This window comes from Rhodococcoides kyotonense (assembly GCF_001645385.1).
Classification (GTDB): domain Bacteria; phylum Actinomycetota; class Actinomycetes; order Mycobacteriales; family Mycobacteriaceae; genus Rhodococcoides; species Rhodococcoides kyotonensis_B.
The window spans coordinates 123364-140781 of the sequence record NZ_LVHI01000040.1 but is presented as its reverse complement, the minus strand read 5'-3'; the positions used below and the strand labels follow the sequence as shown (position 1 = coordinate 140781).

Below are 17418 nucleotides of genomic sequence, written 5' to 3'. Positions count from 1 at the left end.
ACCACCACAGGGGGATTGACGTGCCACCTACCTCGCGACGACTCATACTGTCGATGACCCCGTACCAGATCGGGATCGTCATGATCTGCTCACTGGTCAACCTGCTCGACGGCTACGATCTGTTCATCATGGGTTACGCCCTGCCCAACCTGCCAGACGGGTACGCATCGGCATCGGCGAAAGGCTACTTGATCAGCGCCGCGCTGATCGGAATAGGGGCCGGAGCGTTTTTCCTTGCCCGGCTGGCCGACGTCTATGGACGACGTCCCACGCTGATCGGCGCTTTGATTCTCAACACCAGCGGCCTGCTCGTGTCGTCACTGGCACCGAACTACGCGGTCCTGGTCACCTCGCGCTTCTTCACCGGAATGGCCATCGGCGTCCTCGGCGCCATTTCCATGGTCATCGCACAAGAGTTGTCACCCCCATCACGCAGAAGCCTCTCGGTCGGTGTCGTCCTCTTCGGGTATCCACTCGGCACTTTCGTCGCGGGGCTCGTAGGCTCGGCCGTCATCGAAGCCGCCGGTGGCTGGAAAGGCTTGTTCTGGGTCGGACTCGCACTGAGCGCGATAATCACGGTCGTCGTCGTCGCGTTCATCCCGGAAACCGTTTCTTACCTTCGCGGCCTGCCGGGCGACGATGCGCACCGCGCAGCCGACACCCTCGCCGCCCGCATCAACCTCGAAGAAGGCGACCGAGCACCCTCCGAGTCGGCTGACGTCAGCGACCGAGTGCCCGCCGGGAACGATGCAACCGGTGTCAAACTACTCGGGCGAGAGCTACGCACGACCACGCTGCTCTTGTGGGTCGGCTACGGCTTCTGCACCGCCGCGTTCTACTTCATAGGATCCTGGACGCCACAGTTGATCACCGACGCAACCGGGCAGGCCAGCAACGGCGCTTTGGTCGGAATCATCCTGTCGATCGGCACCATGATCGGCGCCATTCTCTACGGGCTGGCAGGATTGCGTCGGCCCTCGGCGCAGATCTCTTGGATATCCATGCTGCTCGGGTCTGCAGCCCTGATCGGCTTTGCCCTCACCCTCCGCGGCGCCTTCGCGCTCACGATGGCACTGCTCCTCGGCCTCTTCGTCTTCGTCTCCCTGACCGCGTTCACCGCCATCGCAACCACCGTTTATCCCATCCGTGCCCGAGCCCGCGGCTTCGGAACCATGCTCGGTGTCGCCCGCGTCGGCTCGATCCTGTCACCGATCCTGGGCGGATACGCCATCGGCTTCATGTCCCCACAAGAGCTCTACCTCGCGGTGCTGGTACCGCTTAGCATCGCGGGTGTGTGTTCGTACGGGCTGCTGCGTGTGACACGTGCGAGAACGGCAAGCGCACCAGCGCCATCCCAGCTGCCGCAGAACGACTCGGTCTGAGCCATACCCGCACACGGCATTCCGGCCCGCAAAAACAACGAAATAGTCTCCCGCGCAGCGGGTCGCCCATGGCCTATAGCACGCCCCGCCGCTCCCAGCCAGTCAGACTGCACCGAATTCCTTCCGACGGAACGAGAGCCCCTCCTGTGCTTGCACCCTCGCGCCCCGAGAGGCTATTCGCCGACGACCTGATCGCCGGCGAGCAGCACGATCTCGGTTCCTACCTGGTCACCGGTCCCGAAATCGTTGCCTTCGCACGGCAGTGGGATCCGCTGCCCATGCACACCGACGATCAAGCCTCCACAGCAACACATTTCGGCGCCATCATCGCCAGCGGCGTTCACACCCTAGCGGTCTTCCAACGACTGGCAGTAACGGCGGTGTACTCGCAGTGGCAGATCATTGCCGGCAGAACGCTACGAGATGTCCAATTCTGTGCCCCAGTCCACGCGGACACTCGCTTGCACGGTCGGCTGACCGTCTCCGCCATCACCGACACGCACCCGCGGTGGAGCCGGGTCAGGACCTGCGGCGCGCTGTGGTCCACCGTGTCGAACGAAATCCTGACCGTCGAGATCGACTCTTACGTCCGTCGACGCCACCCCTGACCCCACCTCGAACACTGCCAGGGCCGAAAAGCGCCCGGCCCACTACGAACAGGAGAAACCCGTGACAGCTCGTCTGCAAGGCAAGGTTGCAGTGATCACAGGAACTGGCCGCGGCATGGCACGCCAGGTCGCGCTCCGGCTCGCCGCCGAAGGCGCATCGATCGTCGGATGCGACATCGACGCAGAGGCCGCTGAAGAAACCCAGGCACTGGTCCGCTCCGCCGGTGGCAAAATGGAGTCACTTCATCCGCTCGATCTATCCGTCGAGGAACAGGCACACGCACTGGCAGAGTTCGCGTCAGAGCAGTTCGGTGGAATCGACATCCTTCACAACAACGCGATGCAGCTACGCCTCGGGTCGGTCGAAGACTCGAGTCTCGATGACTGGCATCACACCATCACCCACACTCTTACCGTCCCATTCCTGGTGAGCAAACACGTCATACCCCACCTACGCGCGAGGGGCGGGGGGAGCATCATCTTCATGGGATCGGTCGCTGGTGCGAACATCGGAACCGGCTATCCCGGAAACCTACCCATCCTCGCGGCCTACTCCGTCGCCAAAGCAGGAGTCATCCGCCTCGCGAGTGTGCTGACCAACGAGCTGGCACCCGACAACATCCGGGTCAACACCATCTCGCCCGGATGCGTGGCTACCCCGAACGGCCTGCTGTTCTACGGAACCGAAGGATCCGAACAACGCCGCGTCACCCTTACACCCAATCTAATCGACCGACTCGGCGAACCCGACGACATCGCCGATGCCGTCGTCTACCTCGCCTCCGATGATGCCCGCTGGGTAACCGGCCTCAATCTCGCTATCGACGGGGGCCACCATGCCTCCGGCGGCGCCGGGCCGGCGCGCGCAGACGACATCGCGGCCTACGTGCCCAGCATGGCCGAGATGTCACAGGTCGACCATTGGCCGACACGCGGCAGCCGTGCACGCTGACGCACGGCGCTGGGCTACCCGAGCGTTCGGGGATCTCAATCCACCGTCATCGAATTTTCATCATTCCGGTCGACCTGCCGGATAGCTCGGAGTGCGAAGCGACAGAATCGGCTACATGCGCGCCATGCACGCGGATGTAGGACGCTGGTGGACGCTTCGATCATTCGCCGCCAGCAGCACACCCTTGGTCTGCATTCGCGCGTTCAGTTTTGTCTTCCCAGGGATGGCGGGTACGTCGTCGAAACGGTGAGGACCGGCCTTTCCTCTCGATGGGCCAAGCCTGTCCTGGATCTTGGCGACCTGGAGAACGCGCCGCGGGCCAGCCGTTCATGAATATGTAGGTGGCTCTGCCAGAATCGCCTCGTTCACTTTGATCTCTTGACGACCGCAGCCTTGCCGACGTCGCCGAAACAATTTCAGCGCGTCTAGTCCCACCCGCAGCCTCGCTACGTGTGCGCCGGGCGGTGCGTTAGACAAGCGAGCCGCGCCCGGAGCAGCTGCTCAGTCCTTCAGGAGCCTCTCGAGATAGTCGAGGTCCTGGCGGAGCATGGCAATCGCTCGCTCCGGGCCCTCGGGCGCCGACGGTTCGCCGTCGTTCTTGGCGACGGTTCGGATGGCCATGTCAGCGAGATGCGTTGCTACCGAACGATCGGCGTCGGCATCGCCGCTTTGATGCCACCAGGCAACCCAGTTCAGCATGCCGATGATGCCCAGGGCCGCGGTGCGAGGGTCGACGGGCCGCATCTCGCCGGTCTTGATGCCACGTTCGATGACGAGGACGAACTCTTTCAACACGTGCCGTCTGCTCTGCTGGTACTTCCGTGAAATCTCTTCTGGCAGGTCGGCTTCCGATCGGATGATCAGTTTGAAGCGATCGGAACTCTGCGCCTGGTTGAGCGCGATCGCGGTGGCCATCTTGCGCAATTTCTCGGTGGGGCCGAGATCCGTTCTTCCGTTGATGTCGTGCAACACCGCGGCAGGTGTCTCGGTGCTTTCGCTGACGAGCCTCGCGAGAAGTGCGTCCTTGTTCGCGACGTAGTGATACAAAGCAGGCCGCGTGAGTCCGGTGGCGTCGGCGATGTCCTGCAGCGTGGTGCTGGCGAAGCCCTTCTCGGCGAACAGCCGCGTCGCCTGGTCGAGTATTTGATTCTCGACCAGCTCGCGACGCGGGTTGCGCGCGGATCCCCGGGATGCGTCCTCGCGTGTCATTGTCGAAGGATAACCGTCGCGAAACTCACGACTCCACCGACACGAGGTGCGTGCGCGCGCTGACGAGCCCTGCGACAGCGTCCGACGTGCAGGTCGACGGGACGGCGACGACGACCAGAGCACCGCTGCCACGCATCATCCGCTCGGCCACGTCGAGCCTCGTGAGGACCGCCGTCCGGTCGGGCGGGCCCGTCAACCACACGGTGGAACAAGCGCGAGCCTCGTCGACGAGCGCCGTGGCTTTCTCGTTCCATGCTGATTCGACGTCGACGGACAGCACGGCCGTCGACGGCTCGTCGCGCAAAGACGCTGGGGCGTATCGGGTGTCGAACGTGCCTCGACGGTGTGCGAGTGGACGGTCCAGAACCCAGTCGGAGATTTCCTCGGGTGGCTCGGCATGGCCACCGATGTTCGCGTAGCTCGCAATACCGTTCCACGCGACGTCGGGTGCGGATTCGAGAAACCGTTCCAGGCCGACCTTGCCCGCGCGAGTCATGTAGGCAACCATCAGTTGCTCGACGGGCAGGTCCATGCGCTGGGGGAACGACTCCCACCAGTGTTCGCTGCGACGCGCGATTTCCTGGAGGTGCCGCACATCCGGGCGACGAACACGCTCGTACTCGGTGAGTGCGTCGTCGATGGAGTTCGCAGAGGTCAGAGCGGCGTCGAGCGCGATGGCATCTTCCATCGCCAGCTTGGTGCCCGAGCCGATCGAGTAGTGCGCGGTGTGGGCGGCGTCGCCGAGAAGGACGACGTTTCCGACGGACCAGCTGCGGCAGGAGACGGTCCGAAATCGCATCCACCGTGTTCGGTTGCCGATAAGGCTGTGTCCCTGCAGCGTCTCGCGGAACGCGGCTTCGAGGTACCGTAACGACGCCTCGTCGCTGTCGCCGGGCTCGACGGAATCCGCGGCGTCGAATCCTGCTCGACGCCAGGTTTCTTCATCCGTTTCGACGAGGAACGTGCTGCGATCGGACGCATACGGATAAGCGTGTGCGACGAACGTCCCGTGCTCGGTCGTGACCGGGACGAAGATCGCGCTCGGCAGCGCGAAATCCGTTCCACACCACAGATAGAGCCCGGAACCGGTGGAGATGTCGGCTCCGAAAGCGGGCTCGCCGGAGCGCGTCGCACTGTTGATTCCGTCGGCCGCAACGACGAGGTCGACGTCGAGCTCCTGGGCATGGCGGCGTTCGCCGAACTCCAGACGTACCCCGGCGTCCCTCGCTTGGTCCTGCAGTACGGCGAGTAGTGTCGTGCGTGCGATCGCGAGGAGATCGCCGTGTGCTAGGCGCGCCGTCCGGTCTCCCACCTGCAACGACATCTCGTGCGAGTAGGCCTCGGCGACAATGGCATCGAGTGATGCCGCGTCGGCTGCGCGAAGGTTGCGCTGAGTTCGCGATGCGAGACCGACGCCGAACCCGAACGTCGAGTCCGGCGCGCTCTGTTCGTAGACGGTGACGTCTGCATCGGGGTTGGACAGTTTGAGCAGTCGTGCTGCGTAGAGGCCGCCTGGGCCCCCGCCGATGACTGCGACGCGGTCGAGTTTCATGGATACTCCAGTGTTCGAAGGTGATACCCGGTCTACGAGGTGGACCCGGGCGCGGTTTCGGTCTGCACCTTCGCAGCGATGTCCATCCGAAGCCGTTTCTTGTCGATCTTGTTCACGTTGGTTCGGGGCAACGAGTCGAGCCATTCGAGGCGCTCGGGCCACTTGAACTTGGCGACGCCGAGCTGGGTCAGATGGTCCTGAACCTCGGTGAGCGTCAGATCCTGTTCTGCCGCAACGAGGTATGCGCACGTCTTCTCGCCGAGACGCGGATCGGGCATCGCGACGACGGCCACACCCACGATGCCGGGGTGTCGAAGCAGGAGAACTTCGAGTTCTTCGGCGTTGATCTTCTCTCCGCCGCGGTTGATCAGGTCCTTGATGCGGCCTTCGATCGTGACGAACCGCCGGCCGTCGATCACGGTGACCGATGCGAGGTCGCCGGTGCGGTAGAACCCGTCGGAGGTGAATGCCGTCCGATTGTGTTCTGGTGCTGCGAAATAACCGGCGATGGTGTACGGACCCCTGCAGCTCAGTTCGCCGACCTCCCCGTCCGCGAGCTCGGTCTCGGTGCCCGGGTCGAGAATGCGCACTTCGTCGTCCGGTGAGACCGGCGTGCCGACGGTTGCGATGCGGGCCTCACGCGGTGCGTCGACCGGCGTGACCGTGAACAAGCCCTCCGACATTCCGAACAGCTGTCCGGCCCAGTGGCTTTCGCCGTCGTCGACGCGGTCCATCAACGCATTCGACACCTTGGCCCCGGACAGGATGACATGTTTCAGTGCGCCTCGCACTCTGTCGAAGTCCGGATCGAGCACGGTCTGGTAATGACCGTGGCCGATCAAGACTTCGGTGGCCCGCGCGGACTCCATGAGATCGATTGCGGGTTTCGGGTCCGCCGTTGCCAGAACGAGGCATGCGCCGACGGCGTGTGATGCATGCAGCCCGCACGAGATACCGGCATTGTGCACGATCGGAATCAGGTGCGCGACCCTGCTTTCCATCGTCCATTCGAGTCGTTGCGCGTAGAGCAGTGCGTTGTTCCAGTACTCGGCGTGAATGCGCGGAATCACCTTGGGGACACCGGTCGTTCCGCCTGAGAGCTGAAACGCGACGACGTCCTGCGGGTCGGTGTCCGCTTCGATCGCTTCGACGGCCGCCCTGGCGTCACCCGGGTCGATTCCGTGCCCGAGATCTTCGAGACGCGTTTCATCGGCACTAATGCTTCCCACCGTGATCACTCGTCGCACGGTCTCGCTGACCGACGCGTGCTCGCGGGCGAACTGCACCAGGTCGAACGACGGCATTCCAGCCTCGACGATGTGTAGTGCAGCGCCGACGGTCTTGCTGACGTGGCCGATCTCGTGCATCCGGTGCGCGGCCAGTGTGGCAACGGGCACCAGGCCGGCTTTGATGCACCCGTACCAGGCGAGGACGGTCTCGAGGCGGTTGGTGATCTGGAAGAGCACAGGTTCGAGTCGCGTGAATCCCAACTGCATCAGTCCTGCGGCGATCGCGTCGGTGCGACGGTCCAGTTCGGCGTAGGTGAGCGAGCCTTGGGCCGTGACGAGAGCCTGCCTGTCGGGGTACCGCAGTGCAACCTCGTGGAACCGCCTGCCCGTAGGGAGGTCACTCCACGAACCGCTGTCGCGGTAGCGACGTGCGCGCTCTTCCGGATAGGGCACCAAGTGCCCACCCCAGTCGAAGTACGTCGGACTCGCTGCCATCGTCATCTTTCTGCCACCGCAGGAAGAAGCCGGGACATCTCGAGCGAGTGATCGGGATGGTCGGCAGGAACGATGCCGGAGTAGATGGCGGTCCAGCATCCCGGGCAGCAGAGCTGGCGGAACACGATCGGAGTGTCGACGTATTCGGAGGCGTCGGATGTCACCTGCGGCCCTGCCTCCGACGACGGTCCTTCGTAGCGAGCCAACTCCAGTGTGCCGTCGTTCTTCTCGTCACCGAGGAGGCGTCCGCAATGGGCACACGCGACGACTCGGACGTCGGCGACGGTGATCTCGGCGAGATTGTCGTCGAGACGGCGCGCGAGCGTCAGATCCATGGTGGGGGCGTCGCCGTGCGTCGTGGAACGGGCTCGACGCTGCGCGAACATTTCGCGGCGCCGCTCGGCCGTGGCCGATTCGTCGACGGCACCGGCACCGGCGTCGACGACGACTCCGTAGACGGCCGACGCACCCTCTTCGGTGACCTTGCCTTCGCGGAGGTCGACGACCACCGCAGCTGGGTCGCGACGCAGTGGGTCGCCGTATCCGCCGCCGCCTTGCCAGTGCATGTACAGGACTTCGCCTGGCGCAACGTAGCTTTCGGCATAGCAGGGACCGAATTCCTGGCCTCCCGCGACTTCGTCGAGAGTCGACGGGATCCTGCCTGCCGCGAATTGCTCGTTGATGTCGGTGCCGCGCGCCAGGATCTCGAGACCGGTGTTGCCTGGGTAGCCGCCTGCGAGACCGTTGTTCTGTGCCACGGCCTTGCCTGCGGAGGCCAGGACGAGACCCATGGGCAGTGACGTTCCGTAGGGTGTCACCGCCAGGGACGCGCTGACGCCGCCCCGGTGGCGTCCCGGACCGCCGGAGTCGGGCTCTTCGCGACGCCACAGCGTCAGGAGCGGGTACAGGAACTCGGTCATTTCGGTGTCAGGGATGCGGCCCATCGGGATGCAGAAGAGACCACCGGTATCCATGCCGTCGGCTGTAGGTTGCGCCCCGTACCCGCCCGCCATGGGCTCCATCATGATGTTCAGGAACGGCACCGGTTGGTCGGCTCGCTCGTCCAGGCCGGCGATCACAGCGGTGTCCCATGTACCGCAGCACGCGGCCTGCACGCTCTTGCCCAGGTCGACGGATCTGTCGAGCATCTGCGAGAGGCATTCGGCGATGAGGTTGCCGGTCAACCAGGCTGGTCCGATGGGGCCTCGGCTGACCGCAGCCGGGAAGCTCGCGTTGTTGATCGTGCCTTCCTCGGACACCAAGTCGAAGCAACGCATCAGCCCGCCTGCCGACCACGGGATGTCACCGGCGAGGATCGGGAGCAGGGCGAGCATGACGCCGCCGCGCATACCTGCGTAGGTGCAGTTGATGACGCCGGTCTGCTGGTCCGTCCCGGTGAAGTCGAACGTCAGGTGATCAGCGGTCTTGGTCATCGCGACGGTGATCTTGTGGACGTCGCGATCACCCACGCTCGACTGGTCCTGGTAGCCGGTCGCCTTCCACGTTCCGTCGGGAAGCGATGAAAGCTTGGTGCGGAGGCGCGATTCGGCGTCGGTCATCATTCGCTTCATGACGGCTTTGACGGTATCGGCGCCGTACTGTTCGATGACGGCGAGCATACGGTTGCGTCCGACGGTGTTGGCGCCGATCTTCGCTCGCAGATCGAGGCCGACGAGCATGGGCACTCGTGACCGCCTGACCCACAGGTCGGCGATGTCACGCTGAAGTTCCTGTCCGCGAACCACTTTGACAGGTGGGGTCGGAAGTGATTCGGAGAAGACGTCTTTCGCCGACGGGTCGAACGATCCGAGGCCGGAGCCACCGAGGTCTGGTTCGTGGCAGATCGCGCTCGTCCATGCGAACAGCTTGCCGTCGTGGAAGATCGGCTGGTAGACGATGACGTCGCTCTGATGCAGTCCGCCGCCGACCCACGGGTCGTTGCAGAGGAACATGTCGCCCTCTTCGATGCCGGGATTGGTGGCTCGGTTCTGTAGCGTCCAATAGATCGCCAAGTCCACGGCCCCGACGAGCATCGTGTTGTACAGACCGACCTGAACCTCTTGTCCCACTTCGTCGCTGATGGCGAAGTCGAAGTCGTTCGCATCGGTGACGATGGGGGAGCCGGACATACGCTTGAGTGCCTCGCCCATCTCGTCCGTCACCGACCACAACCTGTGCCGTACGACCTCGTACGTCAGGGGATCGAGATCGTCGATCTGCTCCTGAGTGACGGTATGGATCGGCAGGTTCGGCGGAAGGGAACGGGACAAAGCATCGGGGTCGACGGGTCGACTCGAGAACACTTCCGAGCCGGGAATCGCTGATGTCATGGGAATGCTCCTGGGTGCTTACTGGGCGACGATGTTCAGGTTGCCGAGGCGGTCGACGGTGCCTGTGGTGCCGTGCGGAACGACGACGGTCGTGGTGGGTACCTCGACGATCGCGGGACCGGTGATGACGTGGCCCGCGGCGAGCTTGCTGTAGTCGTAGACGTCGGTGTCCACGTAGCCGATTCGGCCGTCGAGGCACACCTGCCGTGATCCGATGCGTGCGTCGGCCGAGTCGGCCGAGTCGGCGGATTTCAGCTCCGGGAGTGTCGGGGAGAAGGGGAGGACGCCGGTGGCGCGTACGCGATAGGTGATGGCTTGAATTCCTGCCTCGCGGAATCCGCTGTCCTTGCCGTACAGGTCCGCGTACCGCATCTCGAACAGGTCCGACGCATGAGCGATGCTCGCGGCGTCGAGATTGCCTGCGGGTATCGACGTCGCGACCTCGGCGAGCTGCATCGTGTACCGCATGTCGATCTCGCGCTCGATCTCGATGTCGGCGAACTTCAGGCCTTGTCGACCGAGCGCTTCGCGGACTCGTTGCTCGAGGCCGTCGAAATTCTGTTCTGCACGGGCGGGATCGAGTGGCATGGCTGCGGGATCGGACAACTCGGCTGCCAGAACGATGTTCGACGACGCCAGGCCGTAGGCCGAGAAGGCCGACGCGACCTGTCCGAGCGGCACGATCACTTCCTTGACTCCGACCTCGGCTGCGTATCCGGCGCAGTGCGCTGGTCCTGCACCACCGAAGGCGTAGAGAACGAAATCTCGTGGGTCGTGGCCCGCTTCGACGACGGTCTTGCGGAGGAGGTCGCCCGTTTGAGCGTTCTGAACGGCGTAGATCGCGGCGGCGGCCTCCTCGACAGTCAGTCCGAGCGGTTCGGCAATGCGACGCCGGATGGCCTCGCGTGCCTTTTCCTTGTCGAGAGCCTTTCGGCCACCGAGCAATCCGCGTTCGGGAAGAATCCCGAGGACGAGGTTCGCGTCGGCGTTGGTGGGTTCGGTTCCGCCCTGGCCGTAACACGCGGGGCCCGGTACTGCCTGTGCGCTGTGTGGTCCGATCTGGAGGTTGCCGCCTGCGTCGACCCACGCGATCGCGCCGCCGCCCGATCCGATGGCGTGCACCTCGAGGGTGGGCACGTTGATCGGGTGGTGGTTGATGATGGTGCTGGACGCTCGTACCGGCTCTCCGTCGACGACGAGTCCCACGAGGAATGTGGTACCGCCGACGTCGGTGGCGATGATGTTCTCGTGCCCGAGTTGCTTGCCGAGCGAGACCGCCCCGACGACACCACCGGTGAGGACGGAACCGACGGTACTGATGGCATTGTTCGGTGCTTCGGAGGCAGCGACGGCGCCGCCGTTGCTCTGCATGACCAACAGAGGACCGGCCAGATCGAGCGCGCGCAGCTTCTCTTCGAGTGAACCGAGGTAGTCGCGAAGCCCCGGACCGATCTGGGTGCTCATGATCGTGGTCGCGTTGCGGGCGAACTCGCGAATGCGAGGACTTACTTCGGACGAGAGCGAAACGAACATGGTCGGATCGATCTCGTGCACGAGTTCACGAATTCGCTGTTCGTGCACCGGGTTTCGGAACGACCACAGCAACGATACGGCGATGCCCGACACGCCGTCGTCCACGAGCCGGCGGATCGAATCACGCGCGGAGTCCTCGTCGAGGGCGACGACGATGTTGCCGTCGCGGTCGAGGCGTTCGGTGACCTCGAGGGCATGTTTCTTGGGCACGAGGCCGTGAGACTTGCTCTGGCCGAGCACGTTCTGCAGTTGCTCCGGTGACCGGCCGAGGTACCGGCCCTCGACGTTCATGATGTAGATCGAGTCTCGGTGCCCCTTGGTGGTCAGAAAGCCGACCGGGGGAACGTTGCCCATGACCAGCGCATTGAGCGACGACGTGGTGCCGTGTGCGATGTGGTGGGTGTTCGCGAGCATCTCGGCAACCGGTAGGCCGAGCTGAGCGGCCAGAACTTCCAGCACGTCGATGACGCCCTGGGAGTAGTCGGGCGGGGTCGAGGGTGCCTTGGCTGCGACGACGGTACCGGATCCGTCGTCGAGTACTGCGTCTGTGAACGTGCCGCCGACGTCCACTCCGATCACGTAGGTCATGTCGGTGTGCTCCTTAGGTCCGAGTCGAAGACGCCCGAGAGGTGTGAGTGCGTGCTCCAACACCGCTTACGTCTGCGTCGAGTATTCGACGTTGACGAAAACATGTCAAGTAGTAAACGTGAGCGGGATCACCACCTGTGATCTTGCCTGATGGCCCGCCGGGTCGGGATGGCGCAGCTGGGGCGGGCTTGACGGATCGTCGCGGACGTCGAATACTCGTCATTGGCGTAAATTTCTTCGATTCGAAGGGCACACCATGAGTTTTCACCGCATCGGACTCGTCGTACCGAGTTCCAATGTGACCGTCGAGACCGAGATGCCGGAGCTGTTGGCGCGGCACTCGGATGCGCGCTTTTCGTTCCATTCCAGCCGTATGCGCATGCAGGCCGTGTCACCGGAACAGCTGCGCGCGATGAATGCCCAACGTGAGCGGTGCATTCTCGAACTGGGTGATGCCGACGTCGACGCGATCCTGTACGCATGCCTGGTCGCGCTGATGGCTGCCGGCCCCGGCGAACACCAGCGTGTCGAAGGGCTCGTCGCCGAACAACTGGCGGCGGGAGGGTCCGACGCGGCCGTCAGGTCCAGTGCCGGCGCGTTGGTGGAAGCATTGAACGCGCTGAAGGCCACCTCCATCGCACTCGTCACGCCGTACATGAAGCCGCTGGCCGAGAAGGTCGTCGAATACCTCGAAGCCGAAGGCTTTCACATCGTCGACTGGCGCGCACTCGAGGTGTCCGACAATGCAGAGGTCGGTTGCATCCCCGGAGCACGGGTGATGGATGCCGCGCGGTCGCTCGAGTTGACGGGTGTCGACGCTCTCGTCATTTCCGCCTGCGTGCAGATGCCGTCGCTGCCGCTCGTGCAGGCAGCCGAAGACGAGTTCGGAATTCCGGTTCTGTCGGCAGCGACCGCAGGCGCATACAGCCTGCTTCGTGCACTCGACCTACCTGTCGATCTGCCCGACGCGGGGTCCCTGCTTCGAGCAGACGCGGCAGTAACTCTCTAGAAAGGAGATCAGATGTCCCTCCCACACAAGGTCAAAGGCGTCGACCACGTCGCCTACCCGACGTTCGACCCGGCCGCGACGGTCGAGTTCTACCGCGACGTCCTGGGGTTCCCCGTCGTGCACTCCATCTGCGCAGCAGGCTGGGGCCCGGAGAAGCACCCTGATTTCATTCATTTCTTCTTCGACATCGGAAACGACGACCGACTCGCCTTCTTCTACTACTTCGGACTCGAACCGTTCGACGGTGGGCCACAGGGGGATTCGTACTCGCGGTTCGCCGAGGACGTGCCGATCTTCTTCATCCGATCACGGCACCTCGCGATCCACGTGGACAGCGAGGACGATCTGCTCGAGTATCGGCGCCGTCTCGACGGCAGCGAATGGCCTGTCGAGATGCAGATCCAGCACGAGACGATCGAGTCGATCTACACGCACGATCCCAACGGATACATGATCGAGATCACGAGGGCGATGCGTCCGGTCACCCCGCAGGAAGATCTCGACGCCAACCTGACGATCGACGCTCTCATCGACGTCGTGCGCGGCCCCGACCCCAGCATGGCGAACCTGTTGACGCGCAAAGCTGAGTTGATCGTCGAACGCGCAGCCGATTGGGTTCCCGAAGAGGTCGGTACTCGATGACTACTTTGTTCGTTCTGGATGTTCCCGAGAACACCGCGATCGCCGCTGTCGCAGGCCAGGATTCGGCGGTGGAGATCGATCGCATCGGACCGTACTTTCGTATTCGATCCGCTGGCGAGATCGTGATAGATCGCCGAGCGACCGGCTGCAGACACGCAGTCTGGTACTCCAGTGTCGCCGGTTTGCATCGGTCCCGAATTCTGCAGTGGGACAAGGACGCGATGCGGGTCGACGCGCTATGACCTCGACCAGTTCGAGGCTGGGCGCAGGCCGCTACATCGATGCCGCGGAGGCGCCGCCCTCGACCGTGACGTCGGTACACGAGTTGCGGACGGCCGACGATGCCCGAGTGAGCGGCGTCCTACGAACCGTCCCGGGCGCGCGCACCGTCGTCACGTTGATGCATCCACGGCAGGACCTGACACACCACGTTCTGGTTCCCGAGCTGCTCGCTCGCGGTTACGCGGTGTGGACTCAGGGCACCCGATCGGTCAACAACGATCTGGCCCTGGTGCACGAGCAGGCGCTTCTCGACGTCGCCGCGGGGCAGGTCTTCGTGCAGGAGAAATTCGATCACGTTGTCACGTTGGGTCATTCGGGGGGCGGTACGCTCTTCGCGTTCTATCACGAGCAGGCCGGCCTCGCGCCCTCGCAGCGATTGACGACAACCCCGGCGGGACGGCCGATCGACCTTGCGTCGGCCGACATGCCGATCCCCGACGGCGCGCTGTTCATGGCACCGCATCCCGGCCAGGGCGCTCTGCTGCTGCGGTTGATCGACCCGTCGGTCATCGACGAATCGGATCCGATGTCGGTGGATTCGGCGCTCGATCCGTTCGATCCGGCGAACGGATTCGCCGAGGCGCCCGAAAGTTCATCGTACTCACCGGAATTCCTCGTACGGTATCGCGCAGCGCAGCGGCAGCGAATCGAGCGTCTCGACGAGGTCGCGCGTGACCGCGTCGCCGAGGCGACGGACGCTCGTCGACGGTTCGAGACCAGCGGCAACCCCGTCGACCGCCGAACCGCCCTCGCCCCCAGAATCCTCACCGTTCACCGGACGGACGCCGATCCGAGGTTCATGGATCTGTCGTTGAGTCCGAACGACCGGCCGTACGGGTCGTTGTTCGGCCGTCGGCCCGACCTGACGAACTACGGGCTCGTCGGGTTCGGGCGTCTGTCCACTCCGGACGCCTGGCTGTCCACATGGTCGGGACTGTCCACCAACGCGGATTTCGTTCGATGCGCTCCAGGCGTGGTGGTGCCGTCGTTGTTCGTCGAATTGACCGGCGATCAGGCGTGTTTCCCGGAGGACGCCGAAGTCATGTTCGATGCATTGGGCTCGGTCGACAAGACCACCGTCGGGGTCGCAGGAACCCATTTCGGAGGACCGATCGCCCCCGGCGCACCTACGGGTGCTTCGCTGGCTGCCGCCGACATCGGCGCGTGGCTTGCCGAGCACTTCGACCGGTAGACAACAGAAGCCGGTCTGAGACGACTCATCCGGGCGCGGCTGAAATGCTGCGCCCGGATGCCGTTGTCAGAGAGCAGCTTTGGCATTGTTCAGCGTATCGACGGCGATCTGGAGACCTTCGAGAGGACCGTAGGCGGTGTCCTCGTGTTCGATGTTGACGGCCATGTTGGGGTCGATCTTCTGAAGCGCTGCGAGGAAGCGGGTCCAGAACTCGACGTCGTGGCCCTCACCGACGGCGACGAAGTCCCAGGCGGAGTCCTCGGGCCACTTGTTGACCACGTGCCTGCCGCCGAGACCGGTGGGGTTCTGATCGGCAGGGATGCGCGTGAAGCGGTCGTCGAGGACGCCGTAAATTTCGCAGTTCGGGTTGATACGGGTGTCCTTGGCGGCAGCGTGGAAGACCAGCGGTCCGAGCCATTCGATGGCCTTGACCGGGTCGATGCCCTGCCAGAACAGGTGCGACGGATCCATTTCGGCGCCGACGTTCGTCAGCCCGCCCTTCTCCACCAGACGCTTCATCGTCGGCGGGTTGAACACGAGGTTCTGCGGGTGCATCTCGATGGCGACCTTGACGCCGTTCTCGCGGGCGAGGGAGTCGATCTCTTTCCAGAACGGGACGGCGACCTGGTCCCACTGGTAGTCCTGGGAGTCGAGGTAGCCCGAATCCCACGTGTTGACGTGCCATGCCGGCCACGTGCCGCCCTCGTGTGCTGCCGGTAGTCCGGACATGGTGACGACGCGGTCGACGCCGAGCAGTCCGGCGACCTCGATGGACTTGCGCAGGTCCTCGGCGTCCTCGGGGCCGACCTCGGGATCGGGATGCAGGGGATTGCCGTTGCAGTTCAGGCCGGCGATGGAGACGCCGGTGCCCTCGAAGTTCTTCAAGTATTCCTCGGGGCTGATCTTTCCGGCGAGGAGGTCGTCGACGGGAAGGTGGTTCGGGGGCAGGAAGCCACCGGAGTTGATCTCGATGCCTTCGAGACCGAGGGACGCGACCGTCGCGATGGCGTCGGGCAGGGTCTTGTCGTGCAGGATTGCGTTGTAGACGCCGAGCTTCATGTTGTCAGTCCTTGTAAGAGTCTGCGGTGGTGGTCTTTTCGGGGGCTGTTGGGGACGGAGCCCCCCGACTGTCAGATCTTGACGGCGATGCCGTTGCCTGCGGCCGACTCGGTGATGGCGGCGACGATCTGCATGCCGCGCAGGCCGTGCGCGAAGTCGGGGAGCTCGGGCAAACCTTGGATTCCAGCAACCTGATCCAGAAACGCACGTGCCTGATAGGCGAAGAACTCGGCCTTGCCGTGTCCGACGCCGCCGGCATCCATGGGCAGGCCGCCGCGAATGTAGGGGTGCTGGGGTCCGATGATGACCTGACGACGGCCGTTGACCGTGTCGTCGATGTCGGTGGTGGAGATGTGGAACTCCGAGGCGCGCTCGAGTGCCCAGGACGCGGAGCCCTTCGTGCCGAACACGTCGAACGAGAGCCCGTCCGGGTTGCAGTGCGAGACACGGGAAGCGGAGAACGTTCCGACGAACCCACCCTCGAACTGCACGGTGAAGGTGGCGACGTCCTCGTTCTCGACGGCAGCCATCTCGCCCGTCGTGTCGGCCTTGGTGTGGCCGTAGGTGACACCGACGGGGACGGGGCGTTCGGTGATGACAGTGGAGAACTGCGCGCCACGGACCGAGGTGATGGGTCCGGCGACGTATTCGGCGAGGTCGATCAGGTGGCTACCGACGTCGGCGAGGGCGCCGGTGCCGAGGCCGCCCTTGTAGCGCCAGGTAATCGGTCCGGTGGGATCGAGGGAGTAGTCGGCGCGGTAACGGCCGTCGAAGTGGACGATGTCGCCGAGGCGGCCGGCTTCGAGTTCGTCGGCGATGGCCTGGACCGCGGGGGAGCGGCGGTAGGTGTAGCCGACGGAGGCGATGCCGGTCGCGGACGCTGCTGCGGAGACCATGGACTGAGCGTCGGCGATGGAACCGGCGAGGGGCTTTTCGCACAGCACGTTCTTGCCCGCGGCGAGGAGTCCTTCGACGATCTCGCGGTGCAGGTGGTTGGCGACGACGACGCTGACGACCTGGATGTCGTCGGCAGCGGCGATGGCCTGCCAGCTGTACTCCGCACGTTCGTAGCCGTAGCGCTTGGCGGTGTCGTCGGCGATGGCCTCGTTCGTGTCGGCGATCGCGACGAGCCGTACGTCGGGACGGTCGGTACCGAACAGGGTCGATGCCATGCGGTATCCGGCTGCGTGGGCGCGGCCGGCCATTCCGCCGCCGATGACGGCAACGCCGATGGAGTCCTGTCTCATGAGCGTGATGCTTTCTGTCGTGGGGAGTTGCACATTTAGTTCGATCTATTTGACCGGTCTAATATGGCTACTATGAGACACCGGTCACGGCCATGTCAAGGCGGCGTAG

General features: G+C 64.2%; 14 protein-coding genes. 7 read left to right on the top strand and 7 right to left on the bottom strand.

The window, feature by feature from the left end; genetic code table 11:
- Positions 1-53: 53 nt before the first annotated feature.
- The 3 genes from A3K89_RS24110 to A3K89_RS24100 all read left to right on the top strand — a co-directional run bounded on the left by A3K89_RS24110 (position 54) and on the right by A3K89_RS24100 (position 2942).
- A complete protein-coding gene (locus tag A3K89_RS24110; protein WP_068431804.1) occupies positions 54-1382 on the top strand; it encodes an MFS transporter in 1329 nt (442 codons plus the stop codon).
- Positions 1383-1528: 146 nt separating this feature from the next.
- Positions 1529-1990, top strand: a complete 462-nt coding sequence (locus A3K89_RS24105) for a MaoC/PaaZ C-terminal domain-containing protein (protein ID WP_068431801.1) — start codon at positions 1529-1531, stop codon at positions 1988-1990.
- A gap of 61 nt (positions 1991-2051) precedes the next feature.
- The gene (locus A3K89_RS24100; protein WP_068431798.1) at positions 2052-2942 is read left to right on the top strand and encodes an SDR family NAD(P)-dependent oxidoreductase; all 891 of its coding nucleotides are present in this window, start codon (positions 2052-2054) and stop codon (positions 2940-2942) included.
- Positions 2943-3443: 501 nt separating this feature from the next.
- On the opposite strand, the gene A3K89_RS24095 is transcribed toward A3K89_RS24100, so the two are convergent.
- Genes A3K89_RS24095 through A3K89_RS24075 form a run of 5 tightly spaced genes read right to left on the bottom strand, consistent with a single transcriptional unit; the run spans position 3444 to position 11878 of the window.
- Positions 3444-4151, bottom strand: a complete 708-nt coding sequence (locus A3K89_RS24095; RefSeq protein WP_068431796.1) for a TetR/AcrR family transcriptional regulator — start codon at positions 4149-4151, stop codon at positions 3444-3446.
- A gap of 25 nt (positions 4152-4176) precedes the next feature.
- Positions 4177-5703, bottom strand: a complete 1527-nt coding sequence (locus A3K89_RS24090) for an FAD-dependent monooxygenase (protein ID WP_068431793.1) — start codon at positions 5701-5703, stop codon at positions 4177-4179.
- Between the two features lie 32 nt (positions 5704-5735).
- The gene (locus tag A3K89_RS24085) at positions 5736-7433 is read right to left on the bottom strand and encodes a (2,3-dihydroxybenzoyl)adenylate synthase (RefSeq protein ID WP_084424082.1); all 1698 of its coding nucleotides are present in this window, start codon (positions 7431-7433) and stop codon (positions 5736-5738) included.
- Positions 7430-9757, bottom strand: a complete 2328-nt coding sequence (locus A3K89_RS24080; protein WP_068431790.1) for a hydantoinase B/oxoprolinase family protein — start codon at positions 9755-9757, stop codon at positions 7430-7432. The genes A3K89_RS24085 and A3K89_RS24080 overlap by 4 nt, the downstream gene beginning before the upstream one ends.
- A gap of 18 nt (positions 9758-9775) precedes the next feature.
- The gene (locus tag A3K89_RS24075; protein ID WP_068432081.1) at positions 9776-11878 is read right to left on the bottom strand and encodes a hydantoinase/oxoprolinase family protein; all 2103 of its coding nucleotides are present in this window, start codon (positions 11876-11878) and stop codon (positions 9776-9778) included.
- Between the two features lie 256 nt (positions 11879-12134).
- Here A3K89_RS24075 and A3K89_RS24070 point away from each other — a divergent pair, with 256 nt between their 5' ends.
- Genes A3K89_RS24070 through A3K89_RS24055 form a run of 4 tightly spaced genes read left to right on the top strand, consistent with a single transcriptional unit; the run spans position 12135 to position 15003 of the window.
- On the top strand, positions 12135-12887 hold the full coding sequence (locus tag A3K89_RS24070; RefSeq protein ID WP_068431788.1) for a maleate cis-trans isomerase family protein: 753 nt from the start codon (positions 12135-12137) through the stop codon (positions 12885-12887).
- A 12-nt stretch (positions 12888-12899) separates the two neighbouring features.
- Positions 12900-13529, top strand: a complete 630-nt coding sequence (locus A3K89_RS24065) for a VOC family protein (RefSeq protein WP_068431785.1) — start codon at positions 12900-12902, stop codon at positions 13527-13529.
- On the top strand, positions 13526-13771 hold the full coding sequence (locus tag A3K89_RS24060; RefSeq protein WP_068431782.1) for a hypothetical protein: 246 nt from the start codon (positions 13526-13528) through the stop codon (positions 13769-13771). The genes A3K89_RS24065 and A3K89_RS24060 overlap by 4 nt, the downstream gene beginning before the upstream one ends.
- Entirely contained in the window at positions 13768-15003 is a 1236-nt protein-coding gene (locus A3K89_RS24055; protein ID WP_068431779.1) for an alpha/beta hydrolase, read from the top strand. The genes A3K89_RS24060 and A3K89_RS24055 overlap by 4 nt, the downstream gene beginning before the upstream one ends.
- A gap of 66 nt (positions 15004-15069) precedes the next feature.
- Here the strand turns inward: A3K89_RS24055 and A3K89_RS24050 are convergent, their stop codons facing one another.
- On the bottom strand, positions 15070-16062 hold the full coding sequence (locus tag A3K89_RS24050; protein ID WP_068431777.1) for a sugar phosphate isomerase/epimerase family protein: 993 nt from the start codon (positions 16060-16062) through the stop codon (positions 15070-15072).
- A gap of 71 nt (positions 16063-16133) precedes the next feature.
- On the bottom strand, positions 16134-17309 hold the full coding sequence (locus A3K89_RS24045; RefSeq protein ID WP_068432078.1) for a Gfo/Idh/MocA family protein: 1176 nt from the start codon (positions 17307-17309) through the stop codon (positions 16134-16136).
- Between the last annotated feature and the right edge of the window lie 109 nt (positions 17310-17418).

Coding starts and splice junctions, on each gene's coding strand:
- A3K89_RS24110 (WP_068431804.1), top strand. CDS start 54: ATGACCCCGTACCAGATCGGGATCGTCATGATCTGCTCACTGGTCAAC.
- A3K89_RS24095 (WP_068431796.1), bottom strand. CDS start 4,151: ATGACACGCGAGGACGCATCCCGGGGATCCGCGCGCAACCCGCGTCGC.
- A3K89_RS24090 (WP_068431793.1), bottom strand. CDS start 5,703: ATGAAACTCGACCGCGTCGCAGTCATCGGCGGGGGCCCAGGCGGCCTC.
- A3K89_RS24085 (WP_084424082.1), bottom strand. CDS start 7,433: ATGACGATGGCAGCGAGTCCGACGTACTTCGACTGGGGTGGGCACTTG.
- A3K89_RS24080 (WP_068431790.1), bottom strand. CDS start 9,757: ATGACATCAGCGATTCCCGGCTCGGAAGTGTTCTCGAGTCGACCCGTC.
- A3K89_RS24075 (WP_068432081.1), bottom strand. CDS start 11,878: ATGACCTACGTGATCGGAGTGGACGTCGGCGGCACGTTCACAGACGCA.
- A3K89_RS24070 (WP_068431788.1), top strand. CDS start 12,135: ATGAGTTTTCACCGCATCGGACTCGTCGTACCGAGTTCCAATGTGACC.
- A3K89_RS24065 (WP_068431785.1), top strand. CDS start 12,900: ATGTCCCTCCCACACAAGGTCAAAGGCGTCGACCACGTCGCCTACCCG.
- A3K89_RS24060 (WP_068431782.1), top strand. CDS start 13,526: ATGACTACTTTGTTCGTTCTGGATGTTCCCGAGAACACCGCGATCGCC.
- A3K89_RS24055 (WP_068431779.1), top strand. CDS start 13,768: ATGACCTCGACCAGTTCGAGGCTGGGCGCAGGCCGCTACATCGATGCC.
- A3K89_RS24050 (WP_068431777.1), bottom strand. CDS start 16,062: ATGAAGCTCGGCGTCTACAACGCAATCCTGCACGACAAGACCCTGCCC.
- A3K89_RS24045 (WP_068432078.1), bottom strand. CDS start 17,309: ATGAGACAGGACTCCATCGGCGTTGCCGTCATCGGCGGCGGAATGGCC.